Raw genomic sequence first — 20,197 nt, 5'->3', positions numbered from 1 at the left:
GTCCCAGCCTCCCTCGTCCTGCTCCTCGGATCAGCGTGCGCCTCGGGTCGATGTCGTCGAGTTGAGGTGCACGGCTCCGAGACGCTCCGAGCACCGCAATCCGTCGCCACGATAACGAAGCGCAAATCGGTCGAAGGGAATTGCGCCCCTAAACAACCTGCTTTGTACGTTTCCGGCACTTGCCTTTCTCGGAAGATGCACCACAGAATAGCTGGTTGACGTTCTATCTCTCTGGGAGGATGGGATGGACATTCAAGCACCTGTTCGGCCTGCACAGCGAACGGCCAAGGAGTTGGTTCGCCAGGTCCTATTGGGTTCTCAACCGGGCAATATAATTTCCGTGAAGGCGACCATTGCAGCGGTGCGCGAGCGCGGCCATGATCTTCGTGAGACTGACTGCCAGTTGGTCGAAATGATCGTCAAATCAGCCTCCGTTTGGGGGCTGTTCATCGCCTTTGACGTTCGAGAGGCTTGATGCCCCACCGTTGGTTCAACCCTCCGGTTTATGTGAAGACTGAGCGCCCGGGGCTTCGCCTTGGTGTCAACCGAGTTGATGCCGCCGCGGAGGAGCTTCTAAAGTGGTCCAATCGTGGCCCCAAGTGGCGGCCGGCCGCCGAGGCTTGCCTATCTGCGATGGATGGCAAAATGCCAGGTAATGACTTCCGGCTGCTGTTCGAGGCCGCGGCTGATGAAGAGGAGATGCTGCTGCCGGATTGACACCGCTGGACGGGACCATTCGGGTCTGTTCGCGTCTGGTCGGCGAATTCACCAGCGCAACGGGCATCTATGCCGTCCGGCTACCGAGCGACGCCCCAGATGGACAGTTGTTCGCCGGCGGGCGTACCATAGGGCCGGGGGGTGACCGATGGAGGTCACATGGTTGATGAAGAGCATCGCCGTGAACGGAGGCAGCGGGTGCTGAAAGGCGCCTCAATCATCAGCGGAATTACAAGCCTCTCCGGTCTGGTAGTTGCGGTTTTGCACATCGTCGGGCTTGGGGTGAAATATCCATGAAGGAAACCGCCACTTTGCTGGCGTCTACGCTTGGCGTGGCCGTGTTGCTTGGCCTTAGGTATTGAGTGACAGGCAGGTTTGCCTGGTTGCTAGGTCGATTTTGCCCGGGATGCCTACCTCCACATCGAGAAGAATGGAGCCCTATGAATTATCCTTCAATTTCGATGCAGCTAGCTGGAGTTTTTCAAAACGCGGCAGCCTCAATTGGCGCCTGCGTTCTAGCAATATGCATGTCGGCGTCACTCTCTCCTGCTACAGGAGCTGAAGATACAATCGCTTCCAGCAATACTGATATGTCGGCAAAAATAGAACGTTACCGTAAGGCAAATATCGCCGGCTTTAGTCGCTTTGTGAAAAAATGCCAAGGCGGTTCTGACATAAAGAACGCACAGTGCGACGAGATACACAATAAAAATCGAGAAATTGATTGCGGAAACGACGGTAAGTCGGCAAGAAGACGCGAAGGCATATTTAGATAAATTTGAATCTGGTGACTTCGAATACGTCACTATGTGCCTGAGGACGACTTGTGGTGGAAATTATATTCTGGAGGGCGCTAGTGGACCAGATTGGGCGGAGAGTTGGGAGCGCATGTTTCGCTTCCAGGCGTGCATTCATGCAGCCGCGGCAGTTACGGCAGAATCGAAAACCGCTACTGAGGGTTACTCCGCCTTTAGTCGATTTAACTCGGCTATAGACAAAAAAATACCGAGCTGCCCTCCAGCGGCCCTATCTCGTTCCGAGCAAGAAATTCTGGCTAAGTTTAACTTGGGCGGCGTATTTTAAAGGAGAAATCCATGACTGCGTATGGTCGACTTAATGTCACGATCGATAGCTCAATGGGTGCGTTCGCAACCGAAATAGGCACCATTCTAACCACGCTTCAGGGAATATCGGCTGCAGAAAGGCTATTTTCCGCGGCCGCGGGGCCCGCTGTTAACATCATCGTACAGTCGACGAACGGTCAAAGTCACTGGAATGCAAATACTGGCATCATGTATTTAAATTCGAGCGATTGGAATGGCAGCAAATACATAGATTTCTCGGGGAATGTTAAAGATTTTAGCTTGGCAGGTATTCTAACACATGAGCTTGTGCATGCGTCGCTTGGATTGTCGGACCCGACAAATGAATCAACATTGACGGCGCAATACATAGCTTTTTTGGCAGATCCTAACTTCGATCCACTTGGCGAAACGGTTAGATTTACTAATGAGATTATGGCCTCGTCTCCATTTGGCGAGGCAGGTCGGGCTCACTATGACAATATAATTTTGCCAAACGAAACGATACCGGAGCGGCTAATACTATCTTATACAGGCAATACGCCAATAGATGACGTCATTCAAAGCACTGTGAATCAGGCCCACGATTTGACGATAAACCGCGTCGGATCGGTGACCGGTGACGGTCGTCCGACTGATGATCTGATTATCGGGTACAATGGTAACGAGAAACTCTTTGGCGGCGGTGGAGATGATCATATTTATGATGGGGCTGGCACGGATTTTCTGGAAGGAGGAGCAGGCCACGACACCTACTATCTCTCAGACGACGGCCAGGCCGACATAATAATAGTTAGTGGGGATGACCGTGTCATTGGAGGAGATTCCAATGATCGTATTGTCATTCGCGCCGACGCTATTCGCATACCGTCTGGCGCCGACGGTCTAGGTGACAGGGCCGATAATTTGGGAATCCCGTTACTCGGCGGGTTTAGGCAAAGTCCTTCAGAATGGGCACAATACGTGCCTGCTTTGCAATCACAACACGAAGAAGCCGTTGAAGGTTTTTTGGAAACGACTGTCGCGTTGACAAGCGTCACAGATGCCCCTTCGCCTTGGGAAGAGATCTCGACGTATGATCACTTCGTAGGAACGATGGAAGAGCCCACAGGTTCATTCCTAGTTCGCGGCGACCAGGCCTCAAACCTTTTTGGTGCCAGTTATTTGGTTGATGGCGACGTCCTCTACATCGCATACAGCTATCTCAATTCTGAAAATGTTGCTGACATTGGTCATGTGATCGTCGAGGACTACGAAGAAGGTGATTTTGGTATTGAGTTTTTCAGCTTTTCGTCAGCGCCGATTAGGTCGAAGGCGTGGGATACGATCACTGTGCAGGGAGAGATCATATACGCAGGCAACGCTGCGGGGATCGATCACATCCACAACGGCGGCAACTAATCAGTTCGGTGATCTTCCTGTCGATCTCCACCAGCTTGGCTTGCGCAATTGCCTTTACGTCTGCGCTTTCACGATCCTTGTCGCGGTAGAGTGATAACAACTGGCGGCATTCCTCAACCGAAAACCCGAGGCTTCGGGAACGTTGCAGAAATCGCAGACGATGAATGTCGGCTATCGAATAATCTCGATAGCCGCTGTCTGTTCGGGCGGGGCTTAGGAGGCCGATATCCTCGTAGTACCGGATCGTTTTGGGGGGCAAGCCTGATTTTTCGGATGCGAGACCGATGTTCATGGCAGAAATCTCCGTGTCGCGAGAGAAGGTAGACCTTCCGGTAGCTGGAAGGTCAACATGCCGTCGCAGCTCAATCGGCCCCGCCGCAGCCGTCCGACAGGTCCCACAGTTCAACGATCTTCTCACCCGTGAAACCGTGTTCACGGATCAGGTACTTCGCCAGTCCACCGTACATGTTCCAACGCCAGCACTGGCAGCAGCATGGTCCTTTCTCGTTAGAATTTGCCATCGCGTGGTCGTAGGCCTGCTGTTCGACGACGGTGAGTTTCAAATCGTAGTAAGGCATCGCCTTCTGCGCGATGCCTGCCGGGATGTCGTAGGGATCGGCCGGGACTATCGGGATGTCGCGGTATTTGACCAGGCCGTTGACCTGCTCGACATAGCGTTTCACCTCCATTGGGCTGCAGCACGAGCCCTTGATCCGCGACGTGCTGGGCATGGTCGCGATGGACTCGGTGAACTTGCTTGAGCACGTGCTGTTGCCGTTTTGGCTGAGATCCTTGAAACGGTTCGCTAGGCCAGGGTCCTCCGCGATAGCCAATTCTGAACCCTTGAAAAAGCCTGCAAACGTCACGGCGCCGAAAACGCTGCCAAGAACAACGAGCCGTCTATTCGGTTGCATTGTTCGGGTCATGACGGACCTCCAGTCTCGGCCTTCAGCCGATTTGTGTGAAAACGGGAAACTGCTCAAGCAACCAGAATGAAAATGTCGACATCTGTCCGGTGATCATGGCGATGCCCATGACGACCATGGTCAATCCTGCAGCAGGCTGCAGGAACCGGCCGGCTTGGCGCATAACCTTCAGCCGCCGTGCCAGGCTGTTTGTGAACAGTGCGGCAAGGAGGAACGGAACGCCAAGGCCGAGCTAATAGATCGCAAGCAGGGCGACGCCATTGGCTACGGTGGCGGACGCCGCGCCGACGGAAAGGATCGAGCCGAGAATCGGGCCAAGGCATGGCGTCCAACCGAAGGCGAAGGCCAAGCCGAGAGTGTAAGCGGAGATCGCTCTTCCACCAGGAGGGACCGCCCTCACGCATCATCCAGTTCGGGCGGATGAGCCCAGTGAGAAACAGGCCAAACAGGATAACGACGGCGCCACCAACCAGGTTAAGTTCGACACGATAGCTGAGCAGCAACCGCCCCATCGCGGTGGCGCTTGCTTCGAGCACGATGAAGACGGTCGAAAATCCGAGCACGAAGCAGAGGCTAAGGCCCGTCGCCGACAAGCGGGCTGTCCAATCTGCCGACCCTTCCATTGGCATCCTGCCGGCGACATAGGACATATAGCCGGGCACGAGAGGCAGCACACAGGGCGAAAGAAACGAAACAATGCCCGCGGCGAAGGCGGCCAGCACGCCAATGTTGGAGATCTCCGGCATTGATCAGTACCTTGACCGTAGGCTCATTTGGCGGCCCGGGCTTGCTCGATCAAGCTCTTCATGGTCGCAAGGTCGGTGGCGCCTGGGAAAATCTGATCGCCGACGACGAAACCCGGCGTTCCGTTGATTTTCAGCGCCTGAGCCAGCGCCACATTTCGGTCTATCGAGGCCTGGATATCCGGATGCTGCATGTCGGTCTTCAAACGCGGTACGTCGAGGCCAGCCTCCGCCGCGACCTTGAGCACGACCGCCTCGGTCACCCTTGTCTTTGTGCCGAATAGCGCCTTGTGGAACGCCGCGTATTTGCCCTGCTGGTCGGCGGCGAGCGCCGCCTTGGCGGCAAATACGGAATCTGGGCCAAGGATCGGGAATTCCTTGTAGACGATCCGAAGCTGCGGGTCGTCGATTGCTGCCTGCGCCATGATCGGTGCCACCTGGCGGCAATAGGGGCAATTGTAGTCGAAAAACTCTGTCATTGTGACATTGCCCTGGGCGTTGCCGCCGACCGGGCTGGCCGGGTCTCGGAAGACTTCGTCAGCTTTGGCCGCCAGAACGGCCTTCGCCTCTTTTGCATCGGCCTCGCGCTGACGGGCGTCCAGGCTCTGCAGGGCCTGCATGACCACATCGGGATTGGCAAGGATATAGTCGTGCACGCGCTTGTTGAATTCGTCCTGGGACATTTCGCCTGCAGCGATTGCCTGGCTCTGGAATCCGGAACCCAACACAAGCCATGCCGTTGCGATTACTAGCATGAGGGAACGGGCCGTTTTGCCAATGGCGTTGCTCAACAATTGCCTTGGATTGTGGATCATAGGGTTCTCCTCCCTTGGGATGATGATGGCGGTCATCGGAAAAGGTTCTTCAGTTTCGCCAGCCAGCCAGTTTCCTGCTCATGGTGCGGACGCTCGACACTGTTGGTCAGCGCATTGACTAAGGTGACGAGATTGATCGATGCGAAATCCAGGCCATGGAAATTCGCGCGCCATTGGCCCTCCTTGTCGATCACATGGGTGACGATGCCGTGCGCCTGGATGCCATCGTCCGCCTTGGTGAATTTGTGGCCAAAGGCTTCTGCCAGGGCGCGGGTGGCGTCCTCCGGTTGGTCTTGGGTCGTGGTCAAGAACAACCAATTGACGGGATCCAGCCCATGCGTTGGCCCGTACTTTCGCATCACGTCCGGCGTGTCTCTCGTCGGATCTGTGGTGATGCTGACAAAGGTGACCTGGTCCTTCATTGGGGTGCCGTTCACCAACTTCTGGATCTCGGCGATTTTCTCGGCATGAAGGGGACAGACGTCCGTGCACGATGTGTAGATGAAATGAAGTACCACAACTTTGCCACGCAGATCAGCCAGATGCACGATGCGTCCTTCGGCAGTGCGTAGCGTGAAGTCAGGTGTTGGCCTGTCAATCTGCTGGAAATACTTCTCGTCGCCCTGGAGCATGGCGTCGAGTTCTTCGAGCGAATGGGCTTGTGCGCCGTGCACCAAGCCCACAATCAGCGCCGTGACGGCGATCAGACTTCGCAGCAAACGCGTCCATCCGTCCCAAGTCGACGAAGCGCGCTCTGTCTCGAATTCTACCTGGAAGAACATCAACCACTACCTTTCAGATCGGCGGGGAGTGGATCCGGAGCGTCGACAGTTTTTTGCGAAACGTCATCGGTCTTGCACGATCTGCCGGTCATACGGTGCATGCACAGTCCAAGCGCGCACGCTGCAACGCACGGCAAAACGCTGATCAGCAAAGGCGCGACACCTGCCGCGACCAACCAGCTCCAGTTGAATGCAAGGCCGGCGACGATCACGGCCGCCGCCAATGCGACCAAGCCACGTCGGCTGCCTAGATAGTGGCGAATGGAGGCGCGGGCATCGCGGCCGGACGAGGCCTCCTTGGTTCGGATCAGTTCTGTAGGGGTCACAGTGAATTCCTTTCTCAGTTGGCAGCGAAATAGCTGCGGATGAACGCAACCATTTCGGGCGAATCCCATTCTGCGGGGCCTATCAACCGGCCGAGCTCCTTGCCCTTGCGGTCGACCAGCAAGGTCATGGGAAGGCCGAGGGCGCCGAGCGCGAACATCGCCTTGCCCGATGTGTCGATGTTCAGCGCGAGATGCTCGACGCCGATCTCGGCGAAGAACTTTTTCACCTTGTCCGGGCCGCCACGATCCATTGACAGCGCGACGACCTCGAAGTCCGGCCCGCCCAATTTGGCCTGCAGCCTGTCAAGCGTCGGCATTTCCTTGCGGCAGGGAGCGCACCACGTCGCCCAGATGTTGAGCAGCACGACCTTGCCGGAAAAATCGGCGAGTGTTCTGGCTTGACCATCACCATCCTGAAACTGGATTTCGGGAAGCGGCTGTGGCGTTTCTTGAACGGCAAAATTCTGCGGTGGCTCGCCAGCCTTCGCGGGCGGAGACGCCGCCAGCAAGGCGCCGAAGAGAGCGAGAGCGACAATCTTCATGGCTGCCGCTCCTTCCACTCCGGCAGCAGGTCGCCACGGCCGTTTGGGGTTCGACGTCCACAGCAAGGATTTTCCGAGCGCCGCAATGGCGAGCAGCAGGACCAGCAGCACAAGAAATCCGGCAAAGGACAGGAACGTCATGGTGAGCCAAGTCCGGGCAGGGCAATCCGACATATCGGCAGACATTGCTGTTGCCTTCAGTCGGTCGCGTAGACGGTCGGCGCCTTACCCTCCTTGGTGAAGGCGTAGACGATGAAAGGACCAACCTTCTCGCCACCCATGCCGGGCGCGCCGGTCGGCATGCCGGCCAGCGTGATGCCGGTGATGGCAGGCCGTTCGGTCAACAGTTTCTTGACGATGTCGACTGGGACCAGGCCATCGATTACATAGCCGTCGACCATCAGCGTGTGGCAGCCTTCGAGGTCAGCCGGCACACCGGCTTCGCTGCTGATCTGCGACAAATTGTTGACCGGCTTGATGTCGACCTTGAAGCCGTTGTGTTCCAGATACCTGGCATAGGATTCGCAGCAGCTGCATTGCGGGTTCTTGTACATCACTGCCTTGATCGTCGCCGCAACCGCCGGCAGCGGCATGGCAAAGGCTAGAGCGAAGGCGGTTAGGGAGTAAATCAGTTTCATTGCAGTTCTCCTTGAAAAGAAGGGGATCGATGCTGCCTTCACTCGGTCGCGTAGACGGTCGGCGCCTTGCCATCCCTGGTGAAGGCGTAAATCGTCCAGGGCTCGGTCTTCTCGCCGCCCATTCCCGGCGAACCCATCGGCATTCCAGCCAACGCGATGCCCGTGATGGCCGGATGCTCAGTGAGCATCTTCTTGATCAGTTCGACCGGTACGAAACCGTCGACGACGTAACCGTCAATCGTCACTGAATGGCAGCCCTGCAGTTGCGGCGGAACGCCGAGGCCGGCGCTTACCTGGTCCAGATCGTTGGAAGGCTTCAGCTCAACCTTGAAGCCGTTCTTTTCGAGATAGGCTGCGTAAGTCTCGCAGCAGCTGCAACTCGGGTTCTTGTACATGACAGCGTTGATCGTGGCGGCAAATGCAGGCAGCGGCGTTGCGATCAGTACGGCGAGGGCAGCGAGGCGGTAGGTCATTTTCATTTGCAGTTCTCCTTGATGTAGCGGTTCAAATTCAGTTCACGCGAAACACCGTCATGAGACCGGCCATCTGATGGTCGGCGACATGGCAGTGCAGCATCCAGTCGCCGGGATTGTCGGCGACGAAGGCGCATTCAATCGTGTCCTTGGGGGCGAGCAGCACCGTGTCCTGCCATTGCCGGTGCAGCACCGGCGAGCCGTTGCGCGACAGCACCAGCATGCTGAATCCATGGACATGCATGGGGTGCCACCACGCGGTTTCGTTGCGCATGGTGAGATGACAGGTGGCACCGCGTTTCAGCGTGAACTGCGGCGCCATGCCGGCGTGGCCGTCGCCAGTCATCGACATGCCGTCGATCGCCCACGCAGCGGTGCCATTCATGCCGGGTGTCGCCATGCCCATCATCCCGCCGACGCCGGCGAGCTTGCCGCCGCCCATCATCCCGCCCTGCAGCACAAGCTCCTGGCGCTCGGCTCTGACGAGATCGGGTTCGGGCAAGGGATTGCGCGGCAGGCCGACAGGCGCGTCGAGAGGATGGGTGCGCAGCGGCGGCGCGTTGTCATAGGCAAGCGTGGTCAGCGTGTAGGCGAGGCCGTCATAGAAGTCATCAGTCACAGCATGACGGCTGCCAGGGTCGCCTTGCATGTCTAGCACCACATCAATGCGCATCGCCGGCGCCAGCACCAGACGGCCGCCTTCCGGTTCATGCGGATCGCAGGGCTGGCCGTCGATTGCGACGACGACCGGGCGATGGCCTTCAAAGCGCAGTGCCATCATGCGGGCAAGCGAGGCATTGGCGAGCCGCAGTCGGATGCGTTCGCCCGCCTTCACGCTCACGTCGGCCGGCGTGCTGCCGTTAAGGGTTACGACATTGCCGACTCGGCCGGACATCGCCGCGTCCATCGCGCTGCCGAACCCGGCGGCGATCTTCCCGTCGGCGGCAAGCCGCCAGTCCTGCAGCAACCACATAAGGTCGCGGTCGACCGCAACGGGCTCGGTCTCCTCGACGATCAGCGCGCCGGCAAGCCCGCGGCCGAGCTGCACGAGACTGTCGGCATGCGGGTGATACCAGAAGGTGCCGGCATCGGGCGGCGTGAACTCATAGACGAAGTTCTCACCCGGTTTGATGGGCGGCTGCGTGAGCCCCGGCACGCCGTCCATGGCGTTCGGCAGCCGGATGCCGTGCCAGTGGACTGTCGTTTCCTCGTCCAGCCCGTTCTCGACGATGATGCGGGCCGGGTCGCCCTGCCGCAGGCGCAGCGTCGGGCCGGGGATGGTGCCGTCATAGGTCCACACGGCGGTTTGGGGGCCATCGCCGCTTTTCAGGAGGGCATGGCCCGGGGCGACCTTGATCCGGTGTTCGTCGATGCCGGTTGCCCACGCGGGGCGCATTGACGTGGACACCGCAACGCCCGCCGCCGCGACGAGAAACCTGCGGCGCGATAGGACATGGAAATTGGTATTCACTCTTGAACCTTTGCGATCTCGATCGACGTCAAGCCTCATGACGTCGAATTGCTGTGTGCTCGCCGGCGTAAAGCGCCAGCGGCAATCAAACGCGAGAAATCAGCCGCGGGACGGCTGAAACTGCGTCAGACGAGATCGATGGGTTTGGGAGGGAATGGGTCGGGCAGGGAACTTCGCCCGTGAAGGAACGGCGTCGGCAATGCCGACGGCAACGGTGCCCGGATCACGGTGAATTCGAGCGGTAACACCGCGAGGATCGGAGCCACACAGGTCGGCGGGCAGTGCATAGGATTTCCGTTGTCGCCGGGGCCCTTGAGGCAGGCCTTGCAATCGCTGTCGCTCGCCGCTCCCATGCCGGGCATGCTCATGCCCGTTTCGGAGGCAACGGTCATGCTGGCTGCAGCACCCGTGGTCATCTTCATCGTCATGGTGCTCGCCTGCACGGCGGTCACGCTCACGCCAACGGTTACGAACACCGCGAGCAGCATTGTGAGCAAATGTTTTAGCGCCAGCAGGGCCATAATTCGTTCACGCTGACCGCAAAAAGCAGCTTTTGCAAGCCCAATTCTGCGGCCGTGGTGATCGGCCGCGCGCATATTCGATCCAAATCGCGTTGCGTCGAACACCGGCCAACGCAACATCGATGATGCAGCGAGCGCGACAACTACGCTTGTGAGGCGATATAGCTTTTGCTGAAACGGTCGGCACCGGGCACCTGCAAGCGGGAAAAATGACCAGCAATCTTCCAGGATTTTACGAGGGCACCGAGATGCCTACTGCCGGCTGGTGGGAAGCTCTGTGGCCCGACCCTGATGGCGTGCTGGCCGCGGTAGGGCTCGAACCGGGTATGGAGGCGGTCGATCTGTGCTGTGGCGATGGCTGGTTCACGCTGCCGATCGCCAGGATCGCGCATCACGTCACGGCGATCGACATCGATCCGCACTTCCTGGATTTGGCGCGCAAGCGTGTGACCGAAAACGGCATGACCAATTGCGACTTTGTGGCAGGCGATGCCTACGGGCTTGCCAGTCTGGTTTCGAGACGACCCGATTTCGTCTTTATGGCGAACGCCTTTCACGGCGTTCCCGATCGGCTGCGCTTGGCTCGAGCCCTGCATGCAACGCTCAAACCCGGTGGCGTCTTCGCCATCGTCAACTGGCACCGGCGCCAGCGCGAGGAAACGGTGATCCTCGGCGAACCTCGTGGACCAAGGACCGAATTGAGACTGTCGCCGCAACAAACCATCGAGGCGGTCGAGGCGAGCGGCCTGCGGCTAAGGCATGTGGTCGAAATACCGCCCTATCACTACGGCGCCGTGTTTGAGCAGCCAACGGCCTGAGAAAGTGATGCCAGCCTATCAGTGCCGGGCATGCTCGCATTGGCTGTGATCGGCCAGCACCTCGATCACCCGGCATTCGCAGACTTTCCCATGCCGGCAGCCTTCGACCATGAGTTCCAGCTCGGCCTTCAATGCCGTGAGGCTGCGGATCCGCTGAACCACGTCGGCCAGCCGCGCCTGGGCTATCGTGTCGGCCGTTGCGCAGGGCTGGCTGGGATTGTCCTGCAACGTCAGCAGGGTGCGGATGGCTTCGATATCGAACCCCAACTCGCGTGAGTGGCGAATGAACGCCAGCCGGCGCAAATCCCTCGCCTCATAGTGCCGGCGATTACCTTCGCTGCGAACCGGCGTGGGCAGCAGACCGATCTGCTCATAGTAACGGATGGTCGGCACTTTCACCCCGCTCTGTCGTGCCGCTTCGCCAATCGGAACGCTGCTCGTCATTTTTCGCTTGCTCCTCTAGTCGCTAGAGAAGGTAGCGTGGCGCCAAAATGGTTCAAGGAGTGAGACGATGGCTGCAACCGCCGCGCAAACCCGTTATCGCGTCGAGGGCATGGATTTTGCCGGCTGCGCGACGAAAATCGACAGCGCCGTGCGGCGCATGCATGGCGTCGAGGACGTGAACGTCTCGGTCACATCAGGCACCATGACCGTCAGGCACACTCCGGAAAGCGACCTCGCGGCGATCGAAAAGAGGGTGACCGGCCTCGGCTATTTCGTGGCTCAGCTCAAAAGCGAAGTTGCACAGAATGCCAAGCCGGCCGGCCATGGCGCCAAGGACGGTCTTGACCACCCCGGCCACGATCATGGTGACCACCACCACGCCGGCACAACCAAGGATGACCATGACGATGACATGGAGGGCCTGCACGGCCACGACCGCACGCCGACCTCCGGGCCATGGTGGAACAGCGCCAAGGGTCGGCTGACGATCGCCAGCGGCGTGGCATTGGCCGCAGCGTTCGGGATTCACTATTTCTGGCCGGCCACCGGCGTCTGGGTTTTCATTGCAGCCATGCTGATCGGCCTGGTGCCGATTGCACGGCGAGCCGTGATGGCCGCGCTCGCCGGCATTCCCTTCACCATCGAAATGCTGATGACCATCGCGGCGGTCGGCGCCGTCATCATCGGCGCCGGCGAGGAAGCCGCCACCGTGGTCTTCCTGTTTCTGGTCGGCGAGTTGTTGGAAGGAGTAGCCGCCGGCAAGGCACGCTCCAGCATCCAGGCGCTGACCACGCTGGTGCCCAAGACGGCTTTCCTGGAGGAGAATGGCGCTACGCGCGAAGTTCCCGCCGAATCCCTCAAGGTTGGCGCCATCATTCTGGCGCGGCCTGGCGATCGCATTCCAGCCGATGGCAAGATCGTTGAAGGCGAAAGTGCAATCGATGAGTCGCCGGTGTCAGGAGAAAGCGTGCTGGTGCGCAAGGGCGTCGACGCCGACGTATTCGCCGGCACCATCAACGGCGACGGCGTGTTGCGCATCACCGTGACGGCGGCGGCGTCCGACAACACCATTGCCCGCATCGTCAAGCTGGTCGAGGAGGCCCAGGAGAGCAAGGCGCCGACGGAGCGCTTCATCGACCGTTTCTCGCGCTTGTACACACCTGCTGTCGTCGCCGTCGGGGCTCTCGTCGCAGTCGTCCCGCCGCTGGCCTTCGGCGCCGACTGGAACGAATGGATATACAAGGGCCTGGCGCTGCTGCTCATCGGCTGTCCCTGCGCTCTCGTCATATCGGTGCCGGCGGCAATCGCGGCCTCGCTTTCTGCCGGCGCCAGGCGCGGTCTGCTGATGAAAGGCGGCGCGGTGTTGGAAGGCCTCGGCAAAGTCACAGCCGTGGCTCTCGACAAGACTGGAACGTTGACCGAAGGCAAGCCCGTGGTGACGGATGTTGTAGCGATCGGTGTCAGCGAAAAGGAAGTGCTGTCGCTGGCTGCGGCTCTTGAGACCGGGTCCAGCCATCCGCTAGCCCTGGCCATTCTGCGGAAAGCCAAAGCCGATCGTGTGCCGGTACCCACGGCGGCGGAAGCCAAGGCGCTCGGCGGCAAGGGTGTCGTCGGCCACGTCGGCGGCAAGGACGTGTTCCTGGGCTCGCCGATGGCTGCCGGCGAAAAGGTCGCGCTGCCGGCTGACCAGGCGGTCCGCATCGCCGAACTCAATGACGAAGGCAAGTCGGTGTCGGTGCTGCTCATCAACGATGCGCTCGCCGGTTTCATCGCCATGCGCGACGAGCCCCGGCCGGACGCGCTGGCCGGTCTCAAGGCGCTGACCGATGCAGGTATTCGAACCGTCATGCTGACCGGCGACAACCAGCGCACGGCGGCCGCCATCGGCAAGCAGCTCGGCATCGAGGTGCGCGCTGAACTGTTGCCTGAGGACAAGCAGCGCATCGTCGTCGAGTTGAAAGGGCAGGGGCTCATCGTCGCCAAGGTCGGCGACGGCATCAACGACGCGCCGGCGCTGGCGGCGGCCGATATCGGTATTGCCATGGGCGGCGGCACCGATGTTGCCCTGGAAACCGCCGATGCCGCGGTCTTGCATGGCCGGGTCGGCGACGTCGCCGCGATGATAAAGCTGTCTCAAGCGACGATGGCCAACATCAAGCAGAACATCACCATGGCGCTGGGGCTGAAGGCGGTGTTTCTGGTGACGACCATAGCCGGCATCACCGGCCTGTGGCCCGCCATTCTGGCCGATACCGGGGCGACAGTGCTGGTGACGGCGAACGCCATGCGCTTGCTGGCCTGGAAAGGCGCGGCCCGATCATAGCGAACCACGCGTCTGGGTGGAACTCTCGAAGGATAGCTCTCCCCCGCTGGTAGGTGAATCGCGGCTATTGTTTCACCGGTTAGGAACAACAGCGCCCGACAGCGATGGGCAGTTGTTGGCGGCTCCTGCCCAACGCCCCATGCGCATGACCGAAGATGTCCTCCTCTGCTGTCGACGTAAGGGACGGGGGACGACTGAAGATGGCCGCCGATCTTACCATCTAACTGACAGCCTTGGGATCCACAGTTACGCTGTCGAAGCAGGAAGTTGAAAGCTGCTGTTCGCCTGGCCAAAAAGCGCCATGACGAGCCGAAGCACATAAAAGCGTTCACACCTGGAACCAATCAGCATTTATGAGTTGGCGCACACTCAGTCGGGGAACGGCGCATGGAAGACCTATTGGTTTTGGTTGTCGAGGATGAGCCGCTGACTCAAGTGTATCTGGAGGATACTCTTCACGAGGGCGGCTATACAACCACGACCGTTGCCAGTGGTGAACTCGCGATAACGAGCTTGGAGGCGTCGCCGGCAGATGTACGCGCACTTGTGACCGACATAAATCTCAAAGGAGAAAAGACCGGCTGGGACGTGGCGCAACGTGCTCGCGAATTGTTCCCGGGATTGCCTGTCATTTACGTGACCAGCGTGTCGTCTGCGGAATGGACATCCAAAGGTGTGCCAAAGAGCATCATGATTCAAAAGCCCTTTGCGCCCGGCCAGATCATCACTGCCGTATCGCAACTGCTGAATGCTGCCGATCCATCTGCTCAAACAGCATAGCAGCATCTGGATGCCGCCCGGACGTGCCTTCGTTGATGCTCGACTGGGGCAACTACACGGCCTATGCCGCTGACTTCTCGAGATAGAACGCACGTGGCGCCCGACGTTGGAGAACGCTTAGCAGGTCCACCTGCTAGCCCACGGCGGCAAGCGGATCCTACTCTGGCACGGCTCGAAGATATCCGTTTTGAATCTGGTTTGTGCTCAATCTGGTTCTAATACGCACCGTGAACAAACAGATTTAACGGCCTGTTAGATCATTCTTCCTAGCGGGCGCGAAACGCGACGCGCCGCCAATTGCGCGTCTCCGACGGTTGAGCCAATAAAGCGCCATCTCCGCTGCGAGCATCTAGCGTTTCGGGCTGGCGCCACAGATTCCTACTCCGTTGTGCTGGCTTTTTTTCTGCGCCGATTGGTGTGCGACTGGGCGACAGCCATTCGTAATTCGGGTGTGATCGCCAAAGGCGCATTCTCTGTCCCATGCGGGTTCTGCAGCCCCTGAACGTGGACGGTCGGGAATGGCAGTTCGATGCCTTGCTCCTTGAAGGCCTGGCGGAGGCGCAAGAAGAATCTGCCTTTCATGCTGAAGGCGCCTCCAGGTCTGGTTGTGGCCTTGAGCCTCAAGACGATGCCGTACTCGCCGAACTCCTGTACGCCCTGCATCTTGATCGGTTCGATCACCCAGTGTTTGAATTCGGGATCTTGCGCCAGTTCGATGCCGATGCGCTTGATCAGCTTGCGAGCGACGTCGATGTCGGTGTCATAGCCGACGGTGATGTTGAATTTGTCGGTGACCCAGTCACGGCTCTGGTTCTGCACCGCCCCGAGCTCACCGAAAGGTATCGTGAACAGCGGGCCTCGATGATGACGCAGCTTGACCGAGCGCAATGAAAAGCTCTCCACCGTGCCCCGGTAGCTGCCCGATGAAATATATTCGCCGACACGGAAAGCATCGTCGAGCAGATAAAACACACCTGAGATCACGTCCTTGACGACTGTTTGTGCGCCAAAGCCCACGGCGACGCCGACGACGCCGGCGCCGGCGATCAGCGGGCCGATCTGGATGCCCATAGAGGCCAGCATCATCAGCACCGCCATCACGACGATCACTGCGAGCAAAATGTTCTGGATGATCGGCAACAGCGTGTGCAGCCGCGCCTGATGCGAGTTGGGGGGTGGGACGTTCTCGTCGCCTATCACCTCGTGCGATGTTTGGATGCCCAGCTTTCTTTCGATCAAAGCTTTGATGATCGACCAGCCGAAATCGGCTGCAAGCGCAATGACCACGACATTGATCAAGCCGCGCAATATGAGCATGGTCGTCGTATCGCCGCCCCGCATGGATTGCATGTCCACACCCCAGACACGGGCAAGAAGGTAAGCCGCCACCAGGATAAAAATCATACGGATACCGCGATCGATGACAGCGATCGTCACCGCCGGGATCGTAGGCCGGCCAGCATCTTCCGAACCCGGCCGCAGAACGAAATTTACCCCGCGCTGTGTCAGCACGATTGCCAGGGGCAGGAAGAATGCGGCGAAGGTAAACCAGAAGAGTATATAAAGGCCGGCGTTGCGCTGCAGGAACAGAACGACGAAATAAGCAGTCAATAGCCATGTCGCTGCCGTGCGACCGCTTTGGTGCACACCGTCTCGCTGCGTTCCTGGCCGACGCCAAACGGCAAGCAGAAAAAGCAACAGCAGCACGAAATCGGCGCCCAGCGACAGGACCGTCATTCCGTCCTGATCGATGCCGAGACCCGGCAACAGGATAAACGCGGCGCCGAAGAAGGCGAAGACGCCGACGATACGGGGTAGCCAATAGGCCCAATGGTCAGCCGTCTCGTTGGTGATCGGCAAAGCACGCACCTCGACGGCGTTCTCGACGTTCATGAAGGACGGGACGAGCGTGGCCATGGCGTACAGACGCACAGCCCGTGTAACAACCGCCGCCATCAGAAACGTCAGCACAATCTCGCGGATAAGCATTGGCCAGTCGAACAACATGAACGCGCCGGCGCTGCCCAGCGCGAACGAGACGATCAGCATGCTGGAATAAAGCGCGCGACCACCGATCTTCTTGGCTCGCCCGATGGGCGTATCCTTCGGTTGAGCGATAATCCAAAGACGAAATGGACGGGTGAGCTTGTATGTCGCCCAGGTGAACGCAAAGCCGGCAGCGATGAACATCACAATCAGAATAAGTACGCTGACAGGCCCCTTGCTGGACATATCCTGCATGGTATGGGCCCGGACGCGGGCGAACTGGCCTGGCAGCAGGGGCAGAGTTCGCACGATCCTTTCGATATGACGCTTGATCCGATCGAGCGTCGAGGATGCCATCGTATTCATCTGGCCGGGTGGGGTCACGGCGTCCGACGATGCGTCGGCCGGCGAAGCACCGGCCTCGGCAGGCGCGCCCGTCGATCCGGCGTCCTGATTTCGTTGTTCGGCCACCCAGGCCTTCACTGACGGATCGTCGAGAAGCTCGAACAACTGTTTGACCCTTTCAGGCGGGACGGTTGCCGTCGCCTGCGCCTGTGCCTGACCAGCCAACAAGAGGGCGATCGCAAAAACGAGCGGCCCGGCAATCAGGACAAACATCGCAATCAGATCTCCGAGACGTCCTGCCGGGCGCGCTCGGACCAACTTATCCTTCGGAGTTACTTGAGCAATTCTCATTGCGACCCCCTCTGTGCGGCTGAGCCGAGCCTCGCCCCGACCTGAGTTCGGCATTCAAGGTTCGCACTTGTAGTAAATGACGGAAACCTCCGGAAATTGAGGGTCGAAGCGCTCGAAATGAGTCTTGTCGATGACACGGAAGGATGCCGAGAAGCTGCTGAATAGAACGGCATCCGAGCAGCTCAACAGTACCGAGAAATGATCTCCCCTCTGTGAGATTTTCTCCGCCGTGCAACTGGAGTTGGGTCCGAGAACCCTGCTGCCGGAGACGATGATTCCGGTCGTTAGCGTGGAACTCCGGTCTTTGTACTCAAACCCTTTGCCTCGCTTCTTGAAGTTGTCATCGCATCCTGTCCCATTCATCGTCCATGCGCCTTGCAGCGCCTCGATGGAGGCCGCAGCTACATGGCTCACTCCTCCGGCAAGCATGGCTGTGATAGCCGTCGCGCCAAGAAACGGTTTTCCGAACATCATCCTCAAACCTCAATGCATCCAGATTTAAAATTGAATCTTCAACGAGGCCCGTGGCTTCAGGAAGGAAAGACCACTTTCCAGTCCTGCTTCATGTCGACGACGATCCAGCGCTCCTTCATCGCTTCGTCCCAAGCCTTGTCGAGCTTTCCGACCGACGAGTTGCGATCGTACGCGTATTCGCGATCAGCGTCGGTGTGATGCACAATCCCCATAAATCGCGCACCGCTTCCTGCTGCGGTCCATTGCAACATCTGCAGATCGCCGTCGGAATTCCCGAATGCGAAGATCGGTCTGCGGCCAATAAACTTGTGGATTCCGACGGGTTTGCCGGGACCGTCATCGACGAAATCGATCTTGGAGTCTTTGATCAAGGCGGGCCTGCCATCCGCACCGACCACATATTTGGCCATTCCCGATGACCCCACGACTCTCTCGGGCGGGATGCCGTAGACGGCTTGCATCCAGGGACGCATGAAATCAATTCCTCCGCCCGACACCACGAATATCTTGAAATCGCTCTGCCGCAAAAACTCCAGCAATTCCAACATCGGCTGGAAAACCAGTTCGGTGTAGCCACGATGGTAGCGGGGATGGCGCGCCGTCCTGGTCCAGGCCATGACCGCGCGGTCAAATTCATCGGTAGCCATGCCGGCGTGCGTGACGGTCATGATTTCGAATATCCCTTGCTCGCCAGAGCGAACCACCCCTGCCAGATCGTTCGCGAGCACGGATTTGAACGGCTCCTGCGTCTGCCATTCCGGATGAGCCGGCGCGAGCAACTTCACCTGATCCAATGCAAAGGCGAGTTGGGAATAGATCGGCTGTTCGCACCAGAGCGTCCCGTCATTGTCAAACACCGCGATGCGCTCGTCAGCCAAGACAAAATCCGGACTGTTCGGCCTAGTAACCCTTGCGACAAACTCCATGATCGACGCTTTGGCGGGCCCCTCCTGCCAAGATGGAAGGGCGGCGGCCTGGGCGCGCGCGGATACGACGCTGGAAGCCGGCAAGGCGGCCGCCAGCATGCTGGCGAGCAGGCTACGTCTGTCCATGACCCAGTTCATCTGGAGTTCACCGAACGACGACTTCGACGTAGACGCCACCCGTCCTCGCATAATAAATGCCACCGCAATTGTAGTAGTAGTGGCCATAGTAGAGGCCGTAGACGCACGCTGGCGGCAGCACGGCGATCTGCCGTGCAATGACCCGCCTTGTTGTTCGACGCGCGGTACGGCGCGCCACACCGGCATAGGACAGCGGTGTTAACGGACGACCGATTCTGGCTTGCGCTGTCGAAACCGGGTTCAGAACTCCGAGGAATGGGAGGTCGGAAACAGGCCCGATTTCAGCGCACAGAAACCCGCCAAAAATCGAAGCCGTCAGGAGTTTGCCAAACCTGGTCATTGATCGTCTCCATCGTCTTCAGGGCTCGGTACCTCATCGATCTGCGCGATTTCGCTCAGGTCGACTTTCTTGGCGTCCGCTGGCGCCTTGAACGTGAAGTCGTTCGCCGCAACCGCGGACCCGAATTTCCAGTCCTTGGTCTCAAGCGTGTATTGGGGGGCCTGCGACACGTGCTTGCTGGTGATGACATAACGCCGAGGGATCGGCTGATCGCCTGCCTGGATCCAGATCTGCCAGTCGACGTCACGCGAGCGGAAGGCAAGATACTCGCACTCGACGCCGTCGATATAGGCGCTCGAAATGTGCCGGGCGTCGGTAACCCCGTCCATAAGTGTGTCGAAGACGTTTGAGGCCAGAATATCGGCCCCGGGCGGGTCAATGCCGGCGCTCGAAAGTTGCTCACCGAGGTCGTCGAGCGTGCCTTTGGCCTCAACCTGGCTGTAGACATTCAAATTCTTGCCGAGGATGGACAGGGTCGTGCCGTCAAAGACTGTCTCAACATCTGCAAAGCCGCCAATCCTCGACACACTGATCTTGTCGGGCCTTGCGACCTCGACCTTGCCCGAGCTGGCGAACTGAAGCTTCTCGAAATCGTGCGTGACGGCTTCCACGGAGGAGTCGTAGCTGAATGAGAAAGTCTTCTGCTTGGCCAGGTAGTCTGACATAGCTTTGAGCAGATCCTTGGCATCGTCGGCCATCGCGTTGCCGATCGGAAGGACAGTCAGGGCGCCGGCAAGGAGCCAGCCGCAAGGACGGATGAGGGTTTTGGATATGAGATGTCTTGGCATCGCGAACTCCAACGGTTTGGTGTGTCGCGCCGGCAACGACTCCGAAC

The 20,197-nt window shown here is 59.0% G+C and carries 23 protein-coding genes and 1 pseudogene; 8 read left to right on the top strand and 16 right to left on the bottom strand.

Translation table 11 applies throughout. The annotated features are described in order from the left end of the window. Positions 1 to 244 precede the first annotated feature (244 nt). The 5 genes from NKI46_RS25845 to NKI46_RS25825 all read left to right on the top strand — a co-directional run bounded on the left by NKI46_RS25845 (position 245) and on the right by NKI46_RS25825 (position 3,200). Positions 245 to 475 carry a hypothetical protein gene (locus NKI46_RS25845; protein ID WP_352595927.1) on the top strand — a complete coding sequence of 77 codons (231 nt, stop codon included), beginning with the start codon at positions 245 to 247 and terminating at the stop codon, positions 473 to 475. Beyond that, complete coding sequence (locus tag NKI46_RS25840; protein ID WP_352748644.1) at positions 475 to 717, top strand: DUF982 domain-containing protein; 243 nt, start codon at positions 475 to 477, stop codon at positions 715 to 717. Before NKI46_RS25845 ends, NKI46_RS25840 begins: the two co-directional genes overlap by 1 nt. 159 nt (positions 718 to 876) lie before the next feature. Then, positions 877 to 1,014 carry a hypothetical protein gene (locus NKI46_RS25835; protein WP_352748642.1) on the top strand — a complete coding sequence of 46 codons (138 nt, stop codon included), beginning with the start codon at positions 877 to 879 and terminating at the stop codon, positions 1,012 to 1,014. Positions 1,015 to 1,157: 143 nt separating this feature from the next. Next, entirely contained in the window at positions 1,158 to 1,493 is a 336-nt protein-coding gene (locus NKI46_RS25830; protein ID WP_352748639.1) for a hypothetical protein, read from the top strand. Positions 1,494 to 1,811: 318 nt separating this feature from the next. Further along, complete coding sequence (locus NKI46_RS25825) at positions 1,812 to 3,200, top strand: calcium-binding protein (protein ID WP_352748636.1); 1,389 nt, start codon at positions 1,812 to 1,814, stop codon at positions 3,198 to 3,200. On the opposite strand, the gene NKI46_RS25820 is transcribed toward NKI46_RS25825, so the two are convergent. From NKI46_RS25820 to NKI46_RS25775, 10 genes and pseudogenes are all read right to left on the bottom strand, one after another. Next, a complete protein-coding gene (locus NKI46_RS25820; protein ID WP_352748633.1) occupies positions 3,145 to 3,492 on the bottom strand; it encodes a MerR family transcriptional regulator in 348 nt (115 codons plus the stop codon). The two genes, NKI46_RS25825 and NKI46_RS25820, sit on opposite strands and share 56 nt — an antisense overlap. Before the next feature lie 70 nt (positions 3,493 to 3,562). After that, positions 3,563 to 4,126, bottom strand: coding sequence for a hypothetical protein (locus NKI46_RS25815; RefSeq protein WP_352748630.1), 564 nt, complete (start codon positions 4,124 to 4,126; stop codon positions 3,563 to 3,565). A 22-nt stretch (positions 4,127 to 4,148) separates the two neighbouring features. Then, a pseudogene (locus tag NKI46_RS25810) lies at positions 4,149 to 4,872 on the bottom strand (cytochrome c biogenesis CcdA family protein). A 23-nt stretch (positions 4,873 to 4,895) separates the two neighbouring features. Next, a complete protein-coding gene (locus NKI46_RS25805) occupies positions 4,896 to 5,552 on the bottom strand; it encodes a DsbA family protein (protein WP_352748627.1) in 657 nt (218 codons plus the stop codon). A 164-nt stretch (positions 5,553 to 5,716) separates the two neighbouring features. Continuing rightward, entirely contained in the window at positions 5,717 to 6,466 is a 750-nt protein-coding gene (locus NKI46_RS25800) for an SCO family protein (RefSeq protein WP_352748625.1), read from the bottom strand. Between the two features lie 340 nt (positions 6,467 to 6,806). Then, positions 6,807 to 7,520, bottom strand: coding sequence for a TlpA family protein disulfide reductase (locus NKI46_RS25795; protein WP_352748622.1), 714 nt, complete (start codon positions 7,518 to 7,520; stop codon positions 6,807 to 6,809). An 11-nt stretch (positions 7,521 to 7,531) separates the two neighbouring features. Next, the gene (locus tag NKI46_RS25790; protein ID WP_352748620.1) at positions 7,532 to 7,972 is read right to left on the bottom strand and encodes a DUF411 domain-containing protein; all 441 of its coding nucleotides are present in this window, start codon (positions 7,970 to 7,972) and stop codon (positions 7,532 to 7,534) included. Between the two features lie 38 nt (positions 7,973 to 8,010). Next, positions 8,011 to 8,451 (bottom strand): DUF411 domain-containing protein, encoded by a 441-nt coding sequence (locus tag NKI46_RS25785; RefSeq protein WP_352748617.1) that lies wholly within the window; start codon positions 8,449 to 8,451, stop codon positions 8,011 to 8,013. A gap of 31 nt (positions 8,452 to 8,482) precedes the next feature. Beyond that, entirely contained in the window at positions 8,483 to 9,841 is a 1,359-nt protein-coding gene (locus NKI46_RS25780) for a multicopper oxidase family protein (RefSeq protein WP_502896838.1), read from the bottom strand. A gap of 200 nt (positions 9,842 to 10,041) precedes the next feature. After that, entirely contained in the window at positions 10,042 to 10,512 is a 471-nt protein-coding gene (locus tag NKI46_RS25775) for a hypothetical protein (protein ID WP_352748611.1), read from the bottom strand. 134 nt (positions 10,513 to 10,646) lie between these two features. Between NKI46_RS25775 and NKI46_RS25770 the strand changes: the two genes are divergently transcribed. Further along, positions 10,647 to 11,255 carry a class I SAM-dependent methyltransferase gene (locus NKI46_RS25770; protein WP_352748608.1) on the top strand — a complete coding sequence of 203 codons (609 nt, stop codon included), beginning with the start codon at positions 10,647 to 10,649 and terminating at the stop codon, positions 11,253 to 11,255. Positions 11,256 to 11,273: 18 nt separating this feature from the next. On the opposite strand, the gene NKI46_RS25765 is transcribed toward NKI46_RS25770, so the two are convergent. Next, the gene (locus NKI46_RS25765) at positions 11,274 to 11,699 is read right to left on the bottom strand and encodes a MerR family transcriptional regulator (RefSeq protein ID WP_352748605.1); all 426 of its coding nucleotides are present in this window, start codon (positions 11,697 to 11,699) and stop codon (positions 11,274 to 11,276) included. A 67-nt stretch (positions 11,700 to 11,766) separates the two neighbouring features. Here NKI46_RS25765 and NKI46_RS25760 point away from each other — a divergent pair, with 67 nt between their 5' ends. After that, on the top strand, positions 11,767 to 14,022 hold the full coding sequence (locus tag NKI46_RS25760) for a heavy metal translocating P-type ATPase (protein ID WP_352748602.1): 2,256 nt from the start codon (positions 11,767 to 11,769) through the stop codon (positions 14,020 to 14,022). 387 nt (positions 14,023 to 14,409) lie between these two features. After that, positions 14,410 to 14,802 (top strand): response regulator, encoded by a 393-nt coding sequence (locus tag NKI46_RS25755; RefSeq protein WP_352748599.1) that lies wholly within the window; start codon positions 14,410 to 14,412, stop codon positions 14,800 to 14,802. A 378-nt stretch (positions 14,803 to 15,180) separates the two neighbouring features. On the opposite strand, the gene NKI46_RS25750 is transcribed toward NKI46_RS25755, so the two are convergent. The 5 genes from NKI46_RS25750 to NKI46_RS25730 all read right to left on the bottom strand — a co-directional run bounded on the left by NKI46_RS25750 (position 15,181) and on the right by NKI46_RS25730 (position 20,150). Further along, positions 15,181 to 17,406 carry a mechanosensitive ion channel family protein gene (locus tag NKI46_RS25750; protein ID WP_352748596.1) on the bottom strand — a complete coding sequence of 742 codons (2,226 nt, stop codon included), beginning with the start codon at positions 17,404 to 17,406 and terminating at the stop codon, positions 15,181 to 15,183. Positions 17,407 to 17,538: 132 nt separating this feature from the next. Next, positions 17,539 to 17,958, bottom strand: a complete 420-nt coding sequence (locus NKI46_RS25745) for a hypothetical protein (protein WP_352748593.1) — start codon at positions 17,956 to 17,958, stop codon at positions 17,539 to 17,541. A gap of 56 nt (positions 17,959 to 18,014) precedes the next feature. Beyond that, the gene (locus tag NKI46_RS25740) at positions 18,015 to 19,010 is read right to left on the bottom strand and encodes an HAD family hydrolase (protein WP_352748590.1); all 996 of its coding nucleotides are present in this window, start codon (positions 19,008 to 19,010) and stop codon (positions 18,015 to 18,017) included. 19 nt (positions 19,011 to 19,029) lie between these two features. Then, positions 19,030 to 19,362, bottom strand: a complete 333-nt coding sequence (locus NKI46_RS25735; RefSeq protein WP_352748588.1) for a hypothetical protein — start codon at positions 19,360 to 19,362, stop codon at positions 19,030 to 19,032. Continuing rightward, positions 19,359 to 20,150, bottom strand: a complete 792-nt coding sequence (locus NKI46_RS25730) for a DUF2092 domain-containing protein (RefSeq protein ID WP_352748585.1) — start codon at positions 20,148 to 20,150, stop codon at positions 19,359 to 19,361. Before NKI46_RS25730 ends, NKI46_RS25735 begins: the two co-directional genes overlap by 4 nt. Between the last annotated feature and the right edge of the window lie 47 nt (positions 20,151 to 20,197).

The sequence above is a fragment of the Mesorhizobium sp. M0615 genome, assembly GCF_040320805.1.
Classification (GTDB): Bacteria; Pseudomonadota; Alphaproteobacteria; order Rhizobiales; family Rhizobiaceae; genus Mesorhizobium.
Note: the sequence above shows the minus strand (reverse complement) of the source record. Positions and strands in the feature narration are given on the sequence as shown.

Bases quoted from the DNA above. Each gene is read 5' to 3' on its own strand.
- NKI46_RS25745 (WP_352748593.1), bottom strand. From the start codon at position 17,958: ATGATGTTCGGAAAACCGTTTCTTGGCGCGACGGCTATCACAGCCATG.
- NKI46_RS25740 (WP_352748590.1), bottom strand. From the start codon at position 19,010: ATGGACAGACGTAGCCTGCTCGCCAGCATGCTGGCGGCCGCCTTGCCG.
- NKI46_RS25750 (WP_352748596.1), bottom strand. From the start codon at position 17,406: ATGTTTGTCCTGATTGCCGGGCCGCTCGTTTTTGCGATCGCCCTCTTG.
- NKI46_RS25815 (WP_352748630.1), bottom strand. From the start codon at position 4,126: ATGACCCGAACAATGCAACCGAATAGACGGCTCGTTGTTCTTGGCAGC.
- NKI46_RS25785 (WP_352748617.1), bottom strand. From the start codon at position 8,451: ATGAAAATGACCTACCGCCTCGCTGCCCTCGCCGTACTGATCGCAACG.
- NKI46_RS25790 (WP_352748620.1), bottom strand. From the start codon at position 7,972: ATGAAACTGATTTACTCCCTAACCGCCTTCGCTCTAGCCTTTGCCATG.
- NKI46_RS25765 (WP_352748605.1), bottom strand. From the start codon at position 11,699: ATGACGAGCAGCGTTCCGATTGGCGAAGCGGCACGACAGAGCGGGGTG.
- NKI46_RS25780 (WP_502896838.1), bottom strand. From the start codon at position 9,841: ATGCGCCCCGCGTGGGCAACCGGCATCGACGAACACCGGATCAAGGTC.
- NKI46_RS25760 (WP_352748602.1), top strand. From the start codon at position 11,767: ATGGCTGCAACCGCCGCGCAAACCCGTTATCGCGTCGAGGGCATGGAT.
- NKI46_RS25795 (WP_352748622.1), bottom strand. From the start codon at position 7,520: ATGTCTGCCGATATGTCGGATTGCCCTGCCCGGACTTGGCTCACCATG.
- NKI46_RS25805 (WP_352748627.1), bottom strand. From the start codon at position 5,552: ATGTCCCAGGACGAATTCAACAAGCGCGTGCACGACTATATCCTTGCC.
- NKI46_RS25800 (WP_352748625.1), bottom strand. From the start codon at position 6,466: ATGTTCTTCCAGGTAGAATTCGAGACAGAGCGCGCTTCGTCGACTTGG.
- NKI46_RS25730 (WP_352748585.1), bottom strand. From the start codon at position 20,150: ATGCCAAGACATCTCATATCCAAAACCCTCATCCGTCCTTGCGGCTGG.
- NKI46_RS25770 (WP_352748608.1), top strand. From the start codon at position 10,647: ATGACCAGCAATCTTCCAGGATTTTACGAGGGCACCGAGATGCCTACT.
- NKI46_RS25830 (WP_352748639.1), top strand. From the start codon at position 1,158: ATGAATTATCCTTCAATTTCGATGCAGCTAGCTGGAGTTTTTCAAAAC.
- NKI46_RS25820 (WP_352748633.1), bottom strand. From the start codon at position 3,492: ATGAACATCGGTCTCGCATCCGAAAAATCAGGCTTGCCCCCCAAAACG.
- NKI46_RS25835 (WP_352748642.1), top strand. From the start codon at position 877: ATGGTTGATGAAGAGCATCGCCGTGAACGGAGGCAGCGGGTGCTGAAA.
- NKI46_RS25755 (WP_352748599.1), top strand. From the start codon at position 14,410: ATGGAAGACCTATTGGTTTTGGTTGTCGAGGATGAGCCGCTGACTCAA.
- NKI46_RS25775 (WP_352748611.1), bottom strand. From the start codon at position 10,512: ATGCGCGCGGCCGATCACCACGGCCGCAGAATTGGGCTTGCAAAAGCT.
- NKI46_RS25845 (WP_352595927.1), top strand. From the start codon at position 245: ATGGACATTCAAGCACCTGTTCGGCCTGCACAGCGAACGGCCAAGGAG.
- NKI46_RS25840 (WP_352748644.1), top strand. From the start codon at position 475: ATGCCCCACCGTTGGTTCAACCCTCCGGTTTATGTGAAGACTGAGCGC.
- NKI46_RS25825 (WP_352748636.1), top strand. From the start codon at position 1,812: ATGACTGCGTATGGTCGACTTAATGTCACGATCGATAGCTCAATGGGT.
- NKI46_RS25735 (WP_352748588.1), bottom strand. From the start codon at position 19,362: ATGACCAGGTTTGGCAAACTCCTGACGGCTTCGATTTTTGGCGGGTTT.